The sequence below is a fragment of the Kibdelosporangium philippinense genome (genome assembly GCF_021390435.2).
GTDB classification, from domain to species: Bacteria; Actinomycetota; Actinomycetes; order Mycobacteriales; family Pseudonocardiaceae; genus Kibdelosporangium; species Kibdelosporangium philippinense.
Genome location: NZ_JAJVCN010000004.1, coordinates 258,474 through 274,604, shown reverse-complemented (window position 1 = coordinate 274,604; position 16,131 = coordinate 258,474). Strand labels below are relative to the sequence as shown.

Genomic DNA, 16,131 nt, shown 5'->3' with positions numbered 1-16,131 from the left:
GTCGGCACGTGGTCACTCTCCCAGTTTCCGCCAGTTGATTCCGTCCTCAGACAGCCAATGCGTTGGTGTCGGGCCGGTTCTCGTATTCAGGTAGCCCGCTCTCGTCCAGCTGACCCAATCCAGTTCCGGCCGCATAGCTGGCTGGAAACTCCGGCCACCGTCCTTGCTCACCAGCACCCGTTGCGGAGCGTCCGGTGTGGACACGATGATGTCACCGGCCGAGATGACCACCGGAGTCGGTGAGACCGAGTGCACCACCCGCGGCACCCCGGCGTCATACGTCAACTCCCAGCTGTGACCGCCATCCATGCTGCGGTAGAACGAGAAGAAGGCTGCCGATGGCGCGCCAAGGGTGGAAACTGAGCTGTGCCCAAGGGCGTAGAGCACACCATTGCTGCTGACGACCGTGACCTCTCTGATGAATCCGACTTCGTTGGCCGGGTCCTTGAGTAGCTGGCTGACTGTCCAGGTCCGGCCATCGCGGATCGTCGCCAGTGACATCCGGTACGTTGCCGGGTCCCGCACGGATACCCACCAACTGCCGTCAGCCGCGGGTACCGGCTGCGCCCGATCCCTGGTCAGCGCGAACACCGCCAGCACCAGCTCTTGGTACGCGCCGCGGTACAAGGTGGCGAACCAGTCGGACTCCGTCACGCTTCCCCCCTGTCTGCCCTCACCTAGGGCCTGTTTTAGAAGTTGATCTAGATTTGAAACGATCTTGGGGTGGGCCGTGGCGATCTGACGGACGAGCAGTGGACGAAGCTGGAGGCGGTGCTACCCAAGGGCAAGAAGCCCGGTCGGCCACCCAAGCATCCGAAACGACAGCTCATCGACGGGATCCGTTTTCGGGTCCGCACCGGCATCCAGTGGCGTGATCTGCCCGGTCGCTACGGCCCCTGGCAGACAGTGTATGGGCTGTTCCGGCGCTGGCAACGAGACGGAACCTGGAAGCAAATCCTGTCCCAGTTTCAGGCCCAGGCCGACGCGGCCGGATTAATCACCTGGGACATCAGCGTGGACTCCACGGTCGCACGCGTGCACCAGCACGCCGCTGGCGCACGAAATCAGGGAGATCTGCAGCGGGAATCGCCGGGCGGGGTGGACATCGAGCCGGCTGATCACGGGATCGGCCGGTCACGAGGTGGGCGGACCACGAAGCTGCATCTGGCAACCGAACAGGGACAAAAGCCGTTGTCAGTGGTGGTCACCGCTGGGCAACGGGGCGACTCACCGCAGTTCCAGCCGGTCCTGGAACAGATCAGTGTGCCGCGGATCGGTCCGGGCAGGCCGCGGACCCGTCCAGACCAAGTGTTAGCCGACAAGGCGTACGGCTCTCGCGCCAACCGCGCCTACCTGCGCCGCCGAGGGATTCGATGCACCATCCCGGAGAAGGCCGACCAGATCCGCCACCGCAAGAATCGAGGTAGGCACGGCGGTCGCCCTCCCGCGTTCGACCACGAGGTCTACAAGCAACGGCACTCGGTCGAGTGCGGCATCAACCGGCTCAAACGCAACCGGGCCGTGGCCACTCGCTACGACAAGCTGGCCGTTCGCTACGAGGCCACCGTCACCGTTGCCGCGATCAACGAGTGGCTCTGACCAGCGCCACGCCAGCGTGCGATCCTGGCGTCCCACTGGTTCGCACATCGGGAGAGACCTGGGGATGACCGCCGACTACTACATCGCCGACACCGAGAACGGCGACCACATCGAGGACCCCTCCGAAGACGCTCTGTTCATGCTCATCACCGACCTCGCCCACCCCGAGAACACCTTCCTGACGGTCAACCCCGCTGACATGGACGCGGGCTGGTACGCCTCCGTGTCCCTGCTCGACGACGACACCTACGAGGTCGAACGACACCACCCCGACCAACAGGAACCCACGCGGACCACCAGTGCTGACCGCAACCAGATCGCCAAAGACCTCACCATCTGGCTGGCTGGCCAGTTCCCTTCACCGTGACCAGCCAGACCTAACCAACGAGATTTCCAAAACAGGCCCTAGGTCGCGGGGATCCTCGAAGGTTTCCGGTAATGAATCGATCCAGAATCCTTTTCGAAGCGTTCAACCTGCCGATCATGCACCGAGCCGAGGCCAAGCCGCGGCTGGCGCCAGGGGCTTCTGGGCGGGCCGAGTTCCCGAACACCAGCTTCACCTGAGAACTGAGACAGTCTGCCCGTGGTCGCCTACATCGCTGGCATCGCACTGTTCGCCCTCTGCGTATGCCTCTCGCTCGCCCTGCACGAAGCGGGGCACATGTTGACCGCGCGCGCCTTCGGGATGAAGGTGCGCAGGTTCTTCGTCGGCATGGGCCCAACGGTGTTTTCATTCCACCGCAAGGGGATCGAGTACGGCCTGAAGGCCGTACCAATGGGCGGTTTCTGCGACATCTCCGGCATGACAACCCTGGACGACCGGGTCAAGGACGAGCGCCCGATGTGGCGTTTCAGAACCTGGCAGCGCACCGCGGTGATGGCGGCAGGACCACTGACGCATTTCGTGCTCGGTTTCCTGATCCTCTACGTGATGGCCGCGACCATGGGTCTGCCCAACACGACCAACAAACCCATTCTTGGCGACACATCCGGCGGTGCGGCGGCCGCGGCGGGTATCCAGCCAGGCGACCAAGTCCTGTCGGTGGCCGGGCAGCAAACCCCGAACTGGCAGGAAATGGTGGCCGTCGTCCGTGTCCAGTCCGGCCCGACGCCGATGGAAGTCCAACGCGGTGACGAGACTTTGACGTTCACCGTGAACATCCCGCGAGTGTTCCGGGAAGGCGTCGGCGAAATCGGCGTGATCGGCGCCGGAATCCAGACGAATCTGCAGTACAACCCAATCGACGCGGTGGGCGCGTCCACCGCCTTCACTGGCCAGATGTTCGCACAGACATTCCAGCGCCTGATCGAAATGCCGCAACGTGTCCCGGCGTTGGTGCACGCGGTGTTCGGTGGCGAACGTGACCAGAACACGCCGATAAGCGTGGTGGGTGCGAGCAGGCTCGGCGGCGAGGCGGCCGAGGCAGGCTTGTGGTCGGTGTTCGTGATGTTGTTGGCAGGCTTGAACTTCTTCCTCGGCGTGTTCAACCTGCTGCCGCTGCTTCCGTTGGATGGCGGTCACATCGCCGTCACGTGGTACGAGAAGGTTCGCGACCGGATCCGTCAAGCGCGTGGCCGCCCCGCGCTCGGCCCGGTCGACTACAACCGCCTTGCCACAGTGACTATGGCTCTGGTGGTCGTCGGCGGCCTGTTCGTGGCACTGACGGTCACGGCTGACATCGTCAACCCCATCCGCCTGACCTAGCTGACGTGTTCCTCGACCACGCAAGCCCGGGTCTTTGGGCGGTCGAGGAAGTTCGCTTCGTCCTTCTCGACGCCGGTTTCCGGCGAGTACATGGCCGCTGCCCACGCTTTGTAGGCGTTCAGGTCGGTGAAGGAGAACTCGCTGACCGCGTCGAAACCGGCTAATTCGTCGCGGATGTAGTTGCGTTTGTAGCCAAGCAGGCCGTTGCCATGGCTCACGATGAGCGGGACATGGTTGTTCTCGTAATAGTCCACGAATTCGTCCATCGTGAGCCCAGGCTTGCGGACCAGGAAAGCCATCACCTTCAGCATGCCTACACGTTACGCGGGAAACCCAGGTTCACGCCGCCGTGCGATGGGTCGAGCCACCTGTTCGTGACCACTTTGGACCTGGTGAAGAAGTGGATTCCATGCGTCCCATACGCGTGCGTGTCGCCGAACAACGAGTCCTTCCACCCGCCGAACGAGTAGTAGCCGACAGGCACCGGGATTGGCACGTTCACGCCGACCATGCCGACTTCGACCTCGTTCTGGAATCGGCGCGCGGCCCCGCCATCGTTGGTGAAAATGGCCGTTCCGTTGCCGTACGGGTTGCTGTTCACCAGTTCCAGTGCTTCGTCGTACGAGGGCGAGCGGACGACTGACAGCACTGGGCCGAAGATTTCGTCCGTATAGATCGACATGTCTGTGTTCACCCGGTCGAACAGGGTCGGGCCGAGCCAGAAACCCTCGACCGCCCCGTCGACCGGGTGACCACGCCCGTCGACGGCCAGTGTGGCCCCCGATGCCACACCCGCCTCCACATAGGACTCGACGCGATCGCGGTGCGCGCGAGTCACCAACGGGCCCATCTCACACCCCGTGCGCCTGCCGTCTCCGATGTGCAACGCAGCCATCCGGGAGGCGATCTTCTCGACCAGTTCGTCACCGATCGGGTCAACCGCGACGACCACCGAGATAGCCATGCACCGTTCCCCCGCCGAACCGAACCCGGCGGACACGGCCGCGTCGGCTGCCAGGTCCAGGTCCGCGTCCGGCAGGACGACCATGTGGTTCTTCGCCCCGCCCAATGCCTGCACGCGCTTGCCGTGCCGGGTCCCGGTTTCGTAGACATACCGAGCAATTGGCGTCGATCCGACAAACGAGACAGCCTTCACGGCGCGGTGTTCCAGCAGACCGTCGACCGCGACCTTGTCGCCGTGCAGCACGTTCAGCACACCGTCGGGCAAGCCAGCCTCTGCCAACAACTCAGCGATGAAAATCGAGGCCGACGGATCCTTCTCCGAAGGCTTGAGTACAACCGTGTTCCCGCACGCGATCGCGTTGGGGATGAACCACAACGGGACCATCGCGGGGAAGTTGAACGGCGAGATCACCGCGACCACGCCAAGGGGCTGCTGGATCGAGTACACGTCCACCTTCGTGGACACGTTCTCGCTGAAGCCGCCCTTGAGCAGATGCGGGATGCCACAGGCGAACTCCACGGCTTCGAGCGCACGCTGGACCTCGCCCGCGGCGTCGTCGAGCACCTTGCCGTGCTCCGCGGTCACGATCGCGGCGAGCTCGCTTTTGCGTGCGGCCAGCAGTTCACGGAACTTGAAGAGCACATTGGACCGTTTGGCCAGCGAAGCGTCGCGCCACGCCGGGAAAGCAGCCGCCGCTGCCGCCACCGCCGCGTCCACTTCGGACTGCGATGCGAAGTCGACGTGCCCGCTGACCTGACCGGTCGCCGGGTCGTAGACGTCACCGGTCCGCGCGGCTGGGCCGTCCCACGGCTTGCCGTTGATCCAATGGGTGATCCTCGACGTCACGCCTTGTTCTCCTTGTCCACCACGGAAATCGACTCGCGCAGGATGGCAAGGCCTTCCTCGGCCTCGTCCTCGGTCAGGGTCAGCGGCGGCGCCAGCCGGACCACGTTGTTGTGCAGACCGCCCTTGCCGACCAGCAGCCCGCGCGCCTTCGTCTCTTCGAGCATCCGGGCCGCGGCCGCGGGGCTCGGTGAACGGCCGTCCGGGCCGACCAGTTCAAGACCGATCATCAGGCCCTTGCCACGTACGTCGGCCACCACAGGGTTCTCAGCCGAGACGTCACGCAGCCCGTTGATCAGCATGCTGCCGAGTTTGGCCGCGTTCGCCTGCAAGTCCTTGTCCAGCAAGTAATCCAGCGCGGCCTTCGCACCGGCGGTGGAGACCGGGTTGCCGCCGAAGGTGGAGATCGAGTTCGCCTTGAGGCAGTCCATCAGGTCCCCACGGGCGACCACGCCGCCGATCGCGAGGCCGTTGCCAAGGCCCTTGGCGAAGGTCATCGCGTCCGGCACGACACCGTGCGCCTGGATGCCCCAGAAGTGCTCGCCGGTACGTCCCCAGCCGGTCTGCACCTCATCGGAGATGAACAGGATCCCGTACTCGTCCAGTACCTTCTTCATCTCGCCGAACAGGCCGTCCGGCGGGACGTTGAACCCGCCGACGCCCTGGATCGGCTCGGCGATCATGCAGGCGACGTCACCGGCCGTGGTGACTTCGAGGATCTCCCGCAAATCCTCGATGCACGCGGCGATGTAGTCGGCATCGTTGTACGTGGCGAACGGGCCGCGCATCCGGTAGCCGCCGTGCACGTAGCTGACCTTCAGCGGCGACAGGGAACTGGCCGACCAGCCCCGGTTGCCGGTGATGCCCATCGCCGCGAAAGTCCTGCCGTGGTACGAGTTGCGCAGCGCCAGCACCTGGTCGCTCTTGCGGTACTGCGTGGCCAGCAGCAGCGCGGCCTCGTTGGCTTCGGTGCCCGAGTTGGTGAAGAAGACCTTCGCGTCCGGGATCCCGGACACCTCGGCGATCTTCTCGGCCAGCTCGACCTGCTTGCGGATCAGGTACAGCGTCGACGTGTGCAGGACGCCCGAGTCGACCTGCGCGCGGATCGCGTCGCTGATCTCGTCGATGTCGTAGCCGATCGCGTTGGTCAGGATGCCCGCGAAGAAGTCGAGGTACTCCCGCCCTTGCGAGTCGGTCACGCGGCGGCCTTTGCCGCCGACGATCTCGATCGGATCGGCGTAGTACAGCGCCAGCCAGCTCGGCAACACCGCACGGTGCCGCTGCAGCAGGTCGTCCTTGGGCACTGAATCGGGCACAGCAACCTCCGGGATCCGCGGGTTCCTGCGGTCGAGTCTGCTGGTAACCGACCAGGCACCACTACGGACAACCTGTACTCGAAATCGCGGCGAAGCCTTACATTGTGTTCGTGTACCCCACGGTCGCCGACGCGCTGGCCCTGCCGGTAATCCGGGAGGGCAAGCCGCGCGTCGTAGCGGCCCATGGCGGGTTGGACCGGCGTGTGCGCTGGGTGCACGTGGCCGAGGTTGCCGACATCGCGCCTCTGCTGCGTGGTGGCGAGCTCGTGCTGACCACCGGAATCGCGCTGCCGGACGAGCCTGACGGCCTGACGAGGTACGTGGACGAACTGGCGGATGTCGGCGTCGCGGGCATCGTGGTTGAGCTGCTGCGACACTGGAGCGACAAGCTGCCGCAAGCGTTTGTCGCCGCCGCGGAACGCCGAGGCGTACCGCTGGTGACGTTGTCCGAGGAGACGCGGTTCGTCAACGTGACCGAGGCCGTGGTTGGGCTCATCGTGGACGCCCAGGTCGCGGAGTTGCGCGCGGCCGAGCAGGTGCACGAGACGTTCACCGCGTTGACCGTCGCGGGCGCGGAGCCCGCGGAGGTCCTACGGGAGGTTGCGCGTACGGCCGAACGGCCTGTTGTTCTGGAGACGCTCTCGCACGACGTGCTCGCGTACGACACGGCTGGTGGGAACCCGAGCGAGCTACTGCGCGACTGGGCACGACGCTCGCGGGCAGTCCAGCTCACCGAGCGGACCAGCTACGACGCCGAGGCGGGCTGGCTCGTGACGGTCGTGGGCGCGCGGGGCAACGACTGGGGCAGGCTGGTGATGCTGTGTCCGGAGCCTCCGCCACACCGGCACATCGTGGTGGCCGAGCGCGCCGCGTCCGCGCTGGCCGTACACCGGTTGGTCGCGCGTGACCGCGAAGGCCTGGAACGGCACGCGCACCGCACGCTGCTGACGGAGATGCTGTCCACCCCTGGCGCCGATATCAACGCGCGATCGGCTGCTTTGGGCGTGCCGTTGGAACACCGCAGGCTTGTGGGTGTCGCCGTACGGCCGCGAACTGGGGTAAACCCCGCGCCCGCGATGGCTACACAGGAGGTGCTGCGCGACCTCGCCGAGGCCACAGCCCTCGCGGCCCGGCGCGCGCAGACGGCCGCGTTGGTAGGTGTTGTCGACGACACGAGCGTGCGCGCGTTGCTTTCCCTGCCGCCCCAAGCAGAAGTCGCCAACGTGCTGCGGAAACTGGCCAAGGAGGTGCACCAGGCCGCTGGCGCCACGCCACGCGCCCAGCCGGTTGTTGTCGCCGTCGGGACGACCGCGGACGGAGTCACTGGCGCCCGTCGGACCATGGTCGAAGCCGCGCATGTCGCCGACGCGGCGCTACGGTCCACTTCGGACCGTCTGTACCACCGGCTTGACGACGTGCGACTGCGTGGCCTGCTGCATTTGCTGGCCAACGACGAACGCGTCACGGCATTCACCGACCGCGAACTCGGCCCCTTGCTGACGCGGGACGCCGCACACGGCAGCCGCCTGGTGGAAACCCTCAGGCACTACTGCGAACAGGGCGGCAACAAGTCAGCGGCCGCCGCGGCCGCGCATATGTCCAGAACCGCGTACTACCAACAGCTTTCCCGGATCGAGCAGGTCCTCGGGGTATCGCTGGAAGACCCTGAATCGATGCTGTCGCTCTATGTGGCATTACTGACCCTGGATGTGCAGGCACATCACCCGACCGAGTAACACAGGGTCACGTTTAACGAGCCGATAACGCGGGTATGCAGTCTTCCCTCAAACCCATCGCTGTCGGCGCATGCGTGTCAGCGCTGGCGGCCGCGTTGCTGATCGCACCAGCGTCCGCCGCGCCCGCGTTGCCGACCCTGGTTCTGTCGATGCAAGACGAGCACACGCTAATCGTTCCGGACACCCGCACCCTGGGCTGTGACGACCCGGACAACGTGTCCGGTTCACACCCGCGCAGGGAGCGCGCCTGCATGGCGATCGACGAGGTCGGCGGCGACTTCACCAAGCTCCAGCCGTCCGGTACCGCGGTCTGCCCGATGATCTACGACCCGGTCACCGCCAAGGCAACCGGTCGCTACAAGGGCAAGCGCGTGGACTTCGAGTTCAAGTACGCCAACGCCTGCGTGGCCGCGGCCGAAAGCAACGACGTTTTCCGCTGGTAAAAGCTCGTGAGTGGTTAGCCGTGTTAGAACACGGCTAACCACTCACGAGGGTTTTCTAGGGCTTTGAGACGCCTAGGGTGTAGGTGCCGGAGCCGCTGTACGCGTGCACGCGGTACCGGTAGGTGCCCGCGGTTCCGTTGTAGTTAATGGTTTCCGTGTTCTGCGGGCTGTCGGACTTGGCCACGACTGTCCACGTTGAACCGTTCTGCTTTTCCAGGTACAGGTCGAAATCCGTACCCGACGGGCCATTCAGGCAGCCGACGTGCGCACCCGAAGTGTTCGATGTGTACGAACCTCCGTTCGGCTGGTACGCGCTCTGGTTCGACGTGAGCGACCCGTTGTACGTGTTCTGCGGGTTCTGGCAGGTGCCGGGACCAGGCCCGCCACCGCCGGTGACCAGGGTCAGCCCATAGGTCTGCAGGATCTCGTTGACCGGCTGGAAGTACGTCGTCCCGCCGGAACTGCAGTTGCCCGAACCACCAGAGGTCACGCCCTGCGCCTGCGTCCCGGCCAGCAGCGAGCCACCGGAGTCGCCAGGCTCGGCGCACACGTTGGTCTGGATCAGGCCGGACACCGTCCCCTGGGGATAGGTGACCGAGGTGTTGCGCGCACGGATCGTGCCGCAGTGCCATCCGGTCGTCGAACCGGACCGGCACACGGTCGCGCCGACGGCCGCGTCCTGCGAACCGGCGACAGACACCGTTCCGCCCTGGTAGTTGTTCACCAGGCCGCGGGGCGTGTTGCCCGCTGCGACCTGCACCCAGGCGTAGTCGTTGCCGGGGAAGCTCGAGCCACGGAACGTTCCGCTTGGCTGGCTCGTGGACGCTCCCGTCTGGCCGCAGTGCCCGGCGGTCACGAATCCGCCGTTCACCGAGAAGCCAACCGAACAGCGTGTTCCGCTGCCGATGTAGTAGGCGTTCCCGCCGATCACGTCGATCAACGGCCGCGGCGATTCGTCGCTGGCTTCCACTCGGATCGCGGCCATGTCCGCTCCGGAAAGCGAAGCGAACCGATAAGCGCCGCGGTAATCGGACGGCCGCGACTTGATGACCACGCTGTTGCTTGCTGGGTCGACGTACCAACCTGGCACTGTCGAAGGAGCCATCGCCGCGTTGGCGTCCAGTTTGGACTTCACGGCGTCCAACTGCCCTTCGGTGCGGAAAACCAGGCGCGCTTGGCCGCCTGCCGCGCGCACGGCGTCGGCGGACTTGCTGTCGGTCACGCCGACAACGAGCCTGCCCGCGTCGATCCACGCGCCGCCGAAGGTGGCCGACATGTGCTTACGCAGGCTGTTTCCGGTGTCGCTCGCGTGCTTGTCGGCCGCGAGCCGGGCACGGGCATGCTCGGGAGTCAGCCCGAGGTCCCGCTGGATGGCTGTATACATTTCCGGTGCGAGGTCCGGGGTCACCGGAACCGGAGCGGCGTCCGCTGTCCAGGACAGCGCGGTGATCGCGAGAAACGCGATCGTTACCGCCGCCGTCCTGGACGCATAGGGGTAGTGCGACATGCCGTGATCTCCTTTGGATGCAGGGTTCGGGATACGGCAGGCACCAACGTAACCAGGCACATCCGCCCGGCCGAGACGGTTTTGCCCATAAGGGTCGTTGATACCCGCCCAATCACCGCTCGTCCGCCCGGCCGCGCCGGGGCCGTCCGGTCCTACCGTGCCGGAATGTCAATCACCACAAGACTTGTGACGATGGCCGGCACAGCGGTCCTTGTCCTGGCAGGACTAGCGGCGCCGGCGAGTGCCGCGATCCCAGGCCTGCAACGGGTCGAGGCCACCAGCCCGACCAACTCGGAGGAGCACAGATTTGTCACCGCGACGTGCCCGGACGACAAGCTGCTGGTCAGCATGGGCGGCGAGGTCGTCGGCGGCCACGGCGCGGTGGCGATCGGCGCGGTGAGGCCGATGGGTGACTCGCCGACCGCGATCCGGTCGGTCCGCGTCCAAGCCGCCGAATCCACAAGTACGGACTTCACCGGGAACTGGAGCGTCACGGCATACGCGGTGTGTGCCGACCCGCTACCCGGGCTCGTCGTGGTGGAGGCGAAGTCCCCATCCACCATCCAGAGCCACAAGCACATCACCGCGACGTGCCCCACCGGCAAGCAGGTGGTCGGCGCCGGCGCCGTGGCCATGGTGGGAGCTCCCTACATCCAGATGGTCGGCCTCGTTCCGGATGGCGGCCCGACCGCGGCACCGACGTCCGTGACAGCGTCTTTGTTCGGTGGTATCGGCGCCGGCTTCGGCTGGACTGCGAGCGCGTTCGCGGTGTGCGCCGACCCGATTCCTGGGCTGTCCACGATCGAGCACACGAGCGTCACGGACTCCACGACAAGCAAGACCGTCACACCCAGGTGCCCAAGTGGCAAGCAACTGCTCGGTACCGGTGGCGCGATCACCGGAAAGCTGCACACCGGGAGCACTCGATCCCGTCTTGGTTTCGTGAGTCTGCGCCCGGAATCCACCGAAGCCAATGTGGGCGTCCATGAGCTTGGGGCCATCCCCAACGAATGGTCCGTCAGCGGTTACGCGATCTGCGCGACCGCCTAGCGGCCGCCGCGATCCGGTCGAAAGATCGGACCGCAACCGACATACTGTCCAGATTGCGGCGCAACGGTGAACACAATGCCTCTGCCGTGTGCCGGAAGGCCGCGATGAGATGCCCGGATAGATAGCCCACGCTCGCCAAGAGAACCGATGGCCCAGCTGACCCGTACCTCAGCCGACCCCACGACGCGGAGTGACCTATGGCCGGATCGCCCCAGATGACCCATCCCGACGGCCGCGTGGATCTGATCGACTCCTCGGCCATCGCGGGCAGCCGTTTCTACAACCCGGAGCTCGCGCCGGTGCCGGTCGAAGGCAGGCGCTGGAGCACCTACAACTACTTCGCGCTGTGGATGGGCATGGCCCACAACATCCCCAGCTACACGCTGGCCGCGTCCTTGATCGCGCTGGGAATGGACTGGCTGCAGGCGTTCCTGACGATCACGCTAGGCAACTTGATCGTGCTGATCCCGATGCTGCTCAACAGCCACTCCGGCACCAAGTACGGCATCCCGTTCCCGGTCTTCGCCCGCGCCTTCTACGGCATTCGCGGCGCCAACCTCGCGGCGTTGTTGCGTGCGTTCATCGCGTGCGCGTGGTTCGGTATTCAGACGTGGGTGGGTGGCGAAGCGCTGTTCGTCATCGTCGGCAAGCTGGCTGGCGACGGCTGGATCAACGCGGCTCAGGTCGGCGGGCAGCCGTGGACGCTGTGGCTGTGCTTCGGGCTGTTCTGGATCGTGCAGATGCTGATCATCTGGCGCGGGATGGAGGCGATCCGCCGGTTCGAGAACTGGACCGCGCCGCTGGTGTCGATCGGCTTCCTGATCCTGCTGGCCTATGTGGTGATCAAGGCTGGCGGCTTCGGCCCGATCCTGTCCGAGCCGTCCAAACTGGGCTGGGGCGGGGACTTCTGGAAGGTGTTCGCGCCCGCGCTGATGGGCATGATCGCGTTCTGGTCGACGCTTTCGCTGAACATGCCGGACTTCACCCGGTTCGGCGGCAGCCAGAAAAAGCAGGTGACCGGGCAGATTCTCGGCCTGCCGACGACGATGTCGTTCATCGCGATCGTGGCAATTCTGACGACGTCCGGCGCGGTCACCCTGTACGGCGAGGCGATCTGGGATCCGGCGAAGCTGGCCAGCCGGTTCGACAGCCCGATCCTGGTGGTCATCGCGTTGATCGCGCTGGTGCTGGCGACCGTGTCGGCGAACCTGGCGGCCAATGTGGTCAGTCCGTCGTACGACTTCTCCAACGCTTTCCCGAGGCGGATCACGTTCGCGATGGGCGGCTTGATCACCGGTGTGATCGGCATCCTGATCCAGCCGTGGCGGCTGATTTCCGACCCGACCATCTACATCTTCGCGTGGCTCGGGTTCTACGGCGGCCTGCTCGCAGCGATCGCGGGCGTGTTCGTCGCCGGGTACTGGACGCTGGCCAAGACCCGGTTGAAGCTGGCCGACCTGTACAAGGACGGCGAAGGCGCCTACTGGTTCAACGCGGGCTGGAACTGGAAAGCGGTCTTCGCGACGCTGCTGGCCGGGCTGCTCGCGGTCGGTGGCGCGTACGGCGGACCATTCCCCGCCGACGGCCTCATTCCTTTCCTGAAGCCGCTTTACGACTACAGCTGGGTGATCGGCGCGGTCGTCGGTTACGTGGTCTACCTACTTCTGTCCATGAACACCAGGAACACCGAGGAGGAAGCCAGTGCCGCAGATCGTACGAGCCGGATTGATCCAGCAGCGGTGGACGGGTGACAAGGAGTCGATGATCGCGGCCGCGGTCGAGGGCATCGCGACTGCGGCGTCACAGGGCGCGCAGGTGGTCTGCCTGCAGGAGCTGTTCTACGGGCCGTACTTCTGTCAAGTGCAGGACGCGGACTACTACTCCTACACCGAGCGGATCCCGGACGGCCCGACCACCAAGCTGATGCAGGAGGTCGCCAAGCAGCACGGGGTCGTGCTCGTCGTGCCGATGTACGAGGAGGAGCAGCCCGGGGTCTACTTCAACACCGCCGCGGTGATCGACGCCGACGGCAAGTACCTCGGCATGCACCGCAAGAACCACATCCCGCAGGTGAAGGGGTTCTGGGAGAAGTTCTACTTCCGGCCAGGAAACCTGGGTTACCCGGTGTTCGACACCGCGGTCGGCCGGATCGGCGTGTACATCTGCTACGAGCGCCACTTCCCGGAAGGTTGGCGGGCCTTGGGTTTGGCTGGCGCGCAGATCGTGTTCAACCCGTCTGCCACGAGCCGTGGCTTGTCGGAGTACCTGTGGCGGCTTGAACAGCCCGCTGCGGCCGTGGCCAACGAGTACTACGTCGGCACGATCAACCGCGTCGGCGTGGAGCCATTGGGTGACAACGACTTCTACGGTCAGTCGTACTTTGTGGACCCGCGCGGGCAGCTCGTCGGCGAGGCCGCGTCGGACACCGAGGAAGAAGTGGTCGTCCGTGACCTGGACATGGACAAGCTCGCCGAGGTCCGCAACCTCTGGCAGTTCTACCGTGACCGCAGGCCGGACACGTACGAGGGTCTGGTGAAGCCCTGATGCGCATTATGATCACCGGCGGGACCGTGCTCAGCTCGACGGGCGCGGTCCAGGCTGACGTTCTTGTCGACGGCGAGACCATCGCCGCGTTGTCAGCGCCCGGGATAGCAGTGTTGTCTTCGGAAGCCGACAAAGTGATCGACGCGACCGGCAAATACGTGCTGCCGGGCGGGATCGACGGGCATACGCACATGGAAATGCCGTTCGGCGGAACCTCGTCGCACGACACGTTCGAAACCGGCACGACCGCGGCCGCGTGGGGCGGTACGACCACGATCATCGACTTCGCCGTGCAGGCGAAGGGAACCACGCTGCAGTCCACTCTGGACAAGTGGCACAGCAAGGCCGACGGCAACTGCGCCATCGACTACGGCTTCCACATGATCGTGTCGGACGTGAACGACACGTCCTTGAAAGAGATGCAGACCTGCATCGACCAGGGCGTGAACAGCTTCAAAATGTTCATGGCCTACCCGGGCGTGTTCTACGCGACCGACGGCGAGATCCTGCGCGCGATGCAACGCGCGGCCAACATCGGCGGCCTGATCATGATGCACGCCGAGAACGGCATCGCGATCGACGAACTGGTCGCACAGGCCTTGCAGGAAGGCCGGACCGACCCGGTCCAACATGGACTGACGCGTCCCTCGGCGCTGGAGGGCGAGGCGACGTCACGGGCGATCACCCTGGCGAAGGTGACCGGTTCCCCGCTGTACATCGTGCACCTCTCGGCCGCGGAAGCGCTTGCGGCCGTCGCGGGCGCGCGCAACACGGGCCAGAACGTCTTCGCCGAGACGTGCCCGCAGTACCTGTACCTGTCCATTGAGGACCTGGCCAAGCCGGACTTCGAAGGCGCCAAATACGTAGCCTCTCCCCCACTGCGCCCCAAGGAACACCAGGCGTCGCTGTGGAACGGGTTGCGTACCAACGATCTCTCGGTGGTGTCCACGGACCACTGCCCCTTCTGCTTCAACGAGCAGAAAGAGCTCGGCCGCGGCGACTTCTCCAAGATCCCGAACGGGATTCCCGGCGTCGAGCACCGGATGGACCTGTTGCACCAAGGGGTGGTCGCCGGGGAGATCTCGTTGGCCCGGTGGGTCGAGATCACCTCGACGACGCCTGCCCGGATGTTCGGCCTCTACCCGCGCAAGGGCACCATTTCCCCAGGGTCGGACGCGGACATCGTGGTGTATGACCCGCGGGCGACGCAGACCCTTTCGGTCGAAACACATCACATGAACGTGGACTACTCGGCCTACGAGGGCATGCAGATCACTGGCAAAGTGGACACTGTGTTGTCACGCGGCCGGGTTGTGGTGGAGGGCAACGCCTTCCACGGCTCGACCGGGCACGGCCAGTTCCTGTCCCGCGAGCTGTGCCAGTACCTGAACTAGGAGCCCTGAATGGACATCGGCGTCGTACTGCAGACCGACCCGCCCGCGAGCGAAGTGGTCCGCCTGATGAAGGCCGCCGACGAGCGGGGCTTCACCTACGGGTGGACGTTCGACTCCGTGGTGCTGTGGCAGGAACCGTTCGTCATCTACTCGCAGATCCTCGCGGCCACGAAGAACCTGACCGTCGGCCCGATGGTGACCAATCCGTCCACACGCGACTGGTCGGTGACGGCATCGTTGTTCGCGACGCTGAACGACATGTTCGGCAACCGGACGGTGTGCGGGATGGGCCGTGGCGACTCGGCCCGCCGGGTGATCGGCCAGAAACCGGCGTCGCTGGCGACGGTTCGCGAATCCATGCACGTGATCAAAGAGCTGGCCGAAGGCCGCGAGGTCGAGCATCACGGCACGCCTGTGCGTATCCCATGGGTGCGTAACGGCAAGCTGCCGATGTGGATGGCTGCGTACGGGCCGAAGGCGTTGCAGCTGGTCGGTGAGCATGCGGACGGGTTCATCCTGCAGACGGCTGATCCTGCGATCACCCGGTGGACCATCGGTTCGGTGCGTGCCGCGGCTGAGGCTGCTGGCCGGGATCCGGCGTCGATCACGATGTGCGTCGCGGCTCCGGCGTATGTCGGCGAGGACATCCCGCACCAGCGTGACCAGTTGCGCTGGTTCGGCGGCATGGTCGGCAACCACGTTGCCGATCTTGTTGCCCGCTATGGGGATTCCGGCCCGGTGCCGCACGAGCTGACCGACTACATCAAGGGCCGTCAGGAGTACGACTACTCGCACCACGGCAAGGCAGGCAATCCGTCGACCGACTTCGTGCCCGACCAGATCGTCGACCGGTTCTGCCTGGTGGGCCCGGAGTCCGCGCACATCGAGCGGCTGCAGGAGCTCAAAGAGCTTGGCGTGGACCAGTTCTCGCTGTACCTGATGCACGACCAGCGCGACGAGACCCTGGACGCCTACGGCAAGATCATCGAGAAGCTGTAAAGACCTCGTGAGTGGTTATGAGGGTTCTAGC

The 16,131-nt window shown here is 65.4% G+C and carries 16 protein-coding genes; 11 read left to right on the top strand and 5 right to left on the bottom strand.

Annotated features, from left to right (window positions below):
• Positions 1–12: 12 nt before the first annotated feature.
• Positions 13–654, bottom strand: a complete 642-nt coding sequence (locus tag LWC34_RS44185) for a sialidase/neuraminidase family protein (protein ID WP_233731283.1) — start codon at positions 652–654, stop codon at positions 13–15.
• A 69-nt stretch (positions 655–723) separates the two neighbouring features.
• Here LWC34_RS44185 and LWC34_RS44180 point away from each other — a divergent pair, with 69 nt between their 5' ends.
• From LWC34_RS44180 to LWC34_RS44170, 4 genes are all read left to right on the top strand, one after another.
• Positions 724–1,599, top strand: a complete 876-nt coding sequence (locus LWC34_RS44180; RefSeq protein WP_233731282.1) for an IS5 family transposase — start codon at positions 724–726, stop codon at positions 1,597–1,599.
• Positions 1,600–1,663: 64 nt separating this feature from the next.
• Entirely contained in the window at positions 1,664–1,966 is a 303-nt protein-coding gene (locus LWC34_RS44175) for a hypothetical protein (RefSeq protein ID WP_233731281.1), read from the top strand.
• A 71-nt stretch (positions 1,967–2,037) separates the two neighbouring features.
• Positions 2,038–2,163 carry a hypothetical protein gene (locus tag LWC34_RS57450; protein WP_284051882.1) on the top strand — a complete coding sequence of 42 codons (126 nt, stop codon included), beginning with the start codon at positions 2,038–2,040 and terminating at the stop codon, positions 2,161–2,163.
• Between the two features lie 19 nt (positions 2,164–2,182).
• On the top strand, positions 2,183–3,304 hold the full coding sequence (locus tag LWC34_RS44170; RefSeq protein WP_233731280.1) for a M50 family metallopeptidase: 1,122 nt from the start codon (positions 2,183–2,185) through the stop codon (positions 3,302–3,304).
• Here the strand turns inward: LWC34_RS44170 and LWC34_RS44165 are convergent.
• From LWC34_RS44165 to LWC34_RS44155, 3 genes are read right to left on the bottom strand one after another with little or no spacing between them, the layout of a single operon-like run.
• Complete coding sequence (locus LWC34_RS44165) at positions 3,301–3,615, bottom strand: EthD domain-containing protein (protein WP_233731279.1); 315 nt, start codon at positions 3,613–3,615, stop codon at positions 3,301–3,303. The genes LWC34_RS44170 and LWC34_RS44165 overlap by 4 nt on opposite strands.
• A gap of 2 nt (positions 3,616–3,617) precedes the next feature.
• Positions 3,618–5,114 carry a CoA-acylating methylmalonate-semialdehyde dehydrogenase gene (locus LWC34_RS44160; protein ID WP_233731278.1) on the bottom strand — a complete coding sequence of 499 codons (1,497 nt, stop codon included), beginning with the start codon at positions 5,112–5,114 and terminating at the stop codon, positions 3,618–3,620.
• The gene (locus LWC34_RS44155) at positions 5,111–6,415 is read right to left on the bottom strand and encodes an aspartate aminotransferase family protein (protein WP_233734046.1); all 1,305 of its coding nucleotides are present in this window, start codon (positions 6,413–6,415) and stop codon (positions 5,111–5,113) included. Before LWC34_RS44155 ends, LWC34_RS44160 begins: the two co-directional genes overlap by 4 nt.
• Positions 6,416–6,537: 122 nt before the next feature.
• Between LWC34_RS44155 and LWC34_RS44150 the strand changes: the two genes are divergently transcribed.
• Both LWC34_RS44150 and LWC34_RS44145 read left to right on the top strand, forming a co-directional pair.
• Entirely contained in the window at positions 6,538–8,163 is a 1,626-nt protein-coding gene (locus LWC34_RS44150; RefSeq protein WP_233731277.1) for a PucR family transcriptional regulator, read from the top strand.
• A gap of 35 nt (positions 8,164–8,198) precedes the next feature.
• Entirely contained in the window at positions 8,199–8,606 is a 408-nt protein-coding gene (locus LWC34_RS44145) for an SSI family serine proteinase inhibitor (RefSeq protein ID WP_233731276.1), read from the top strand.
• Between the two features lie 55 nt (positions 8,607–8,661).
• Here LWC34_RS44145 and LWC34_RS44140 read toward each other — a convergent pair whose 3' ends face one another.
• Positions 8,662–10,113, bottom strand: a complete 1,452-nt coding sequence (locus tag LWC34_RS44140) for a S1 family peptidase (protein ID WP_233731275.1) — start codon at positions 10,111–10,113, stop codon at positions 8,662–8,664.
• 192 nt (positions 10,114–10,305) lie between these two features.
• Between LWC34_RS44140 and LWC34_RS44135 the strand changes: the two genes are divergently transcribed.
• From LWC34_RS44135 to LWC34_RS44115, 5 genes are all read left to right on the top strand, one after another.
• Complete coding sequence (locus LWC34_RS44135; RefSeq protein WP_233731274.1) at positions 10,306–11,163, top strand: hypothetical protein; 858 nt, start codon at positions 10,306–10,308, stop codon at positions 11,161–11,163.
• A 197-nt stretch (positions 11,164–11,360) separates the two neighbouring features.
• On the top strand, positions 11,361–12,914 hold the full coding sequence (locus tag LWC34_RS44130) for an NCS1 family nucleobase:cation symporter-1 (RefSeq protein ID WP_233731273.1): 1,554 nt from the start codon (positions 11,361–11,363) through the stop codon (positions 12,912–12,914).
• Complete coding sequence (locus tag LWC34_RS44125) at positions 12,865–13,707, top strand: nitrilase-related carbon-nitrogen hydrolase (protein WP_233731272.1); 843 nt, start codon at positions 12,865–12,867, stop codon at positions 13,705–13,707. Before LWC34_RS44130 ends, LWC34_RS44125 begins: the two co-directional genes overlap by 50 nt.
• A complete protein-coding gene (hydA, locus tag LWC34_RS44120) occupies positions 13,707–15,101 on the top strand; it encodes a dihydropyrimidinase (protein ID WP_233731271.1) in 1,395 nt (464 codons plus the stop codon). Before LWC34_RS44125 ends, hydA begins: the two co-directional genes overlap by 1 nt.
• 9 nt (positions 15,102–15,110) lie before the next feature.
• A complete protein-coding gene (locus LWC34_RS44115; protein ID WP_233731270.1) occupies positions 15,111–16,100 on the top strand; it encodes a TIGR03842 family LLM class F420-dependent oxidoreductase in 990 nt (329 codons plus the stop codon).
• Positions 16,101–16,131 lie beyond the last annotated feature (31 nt).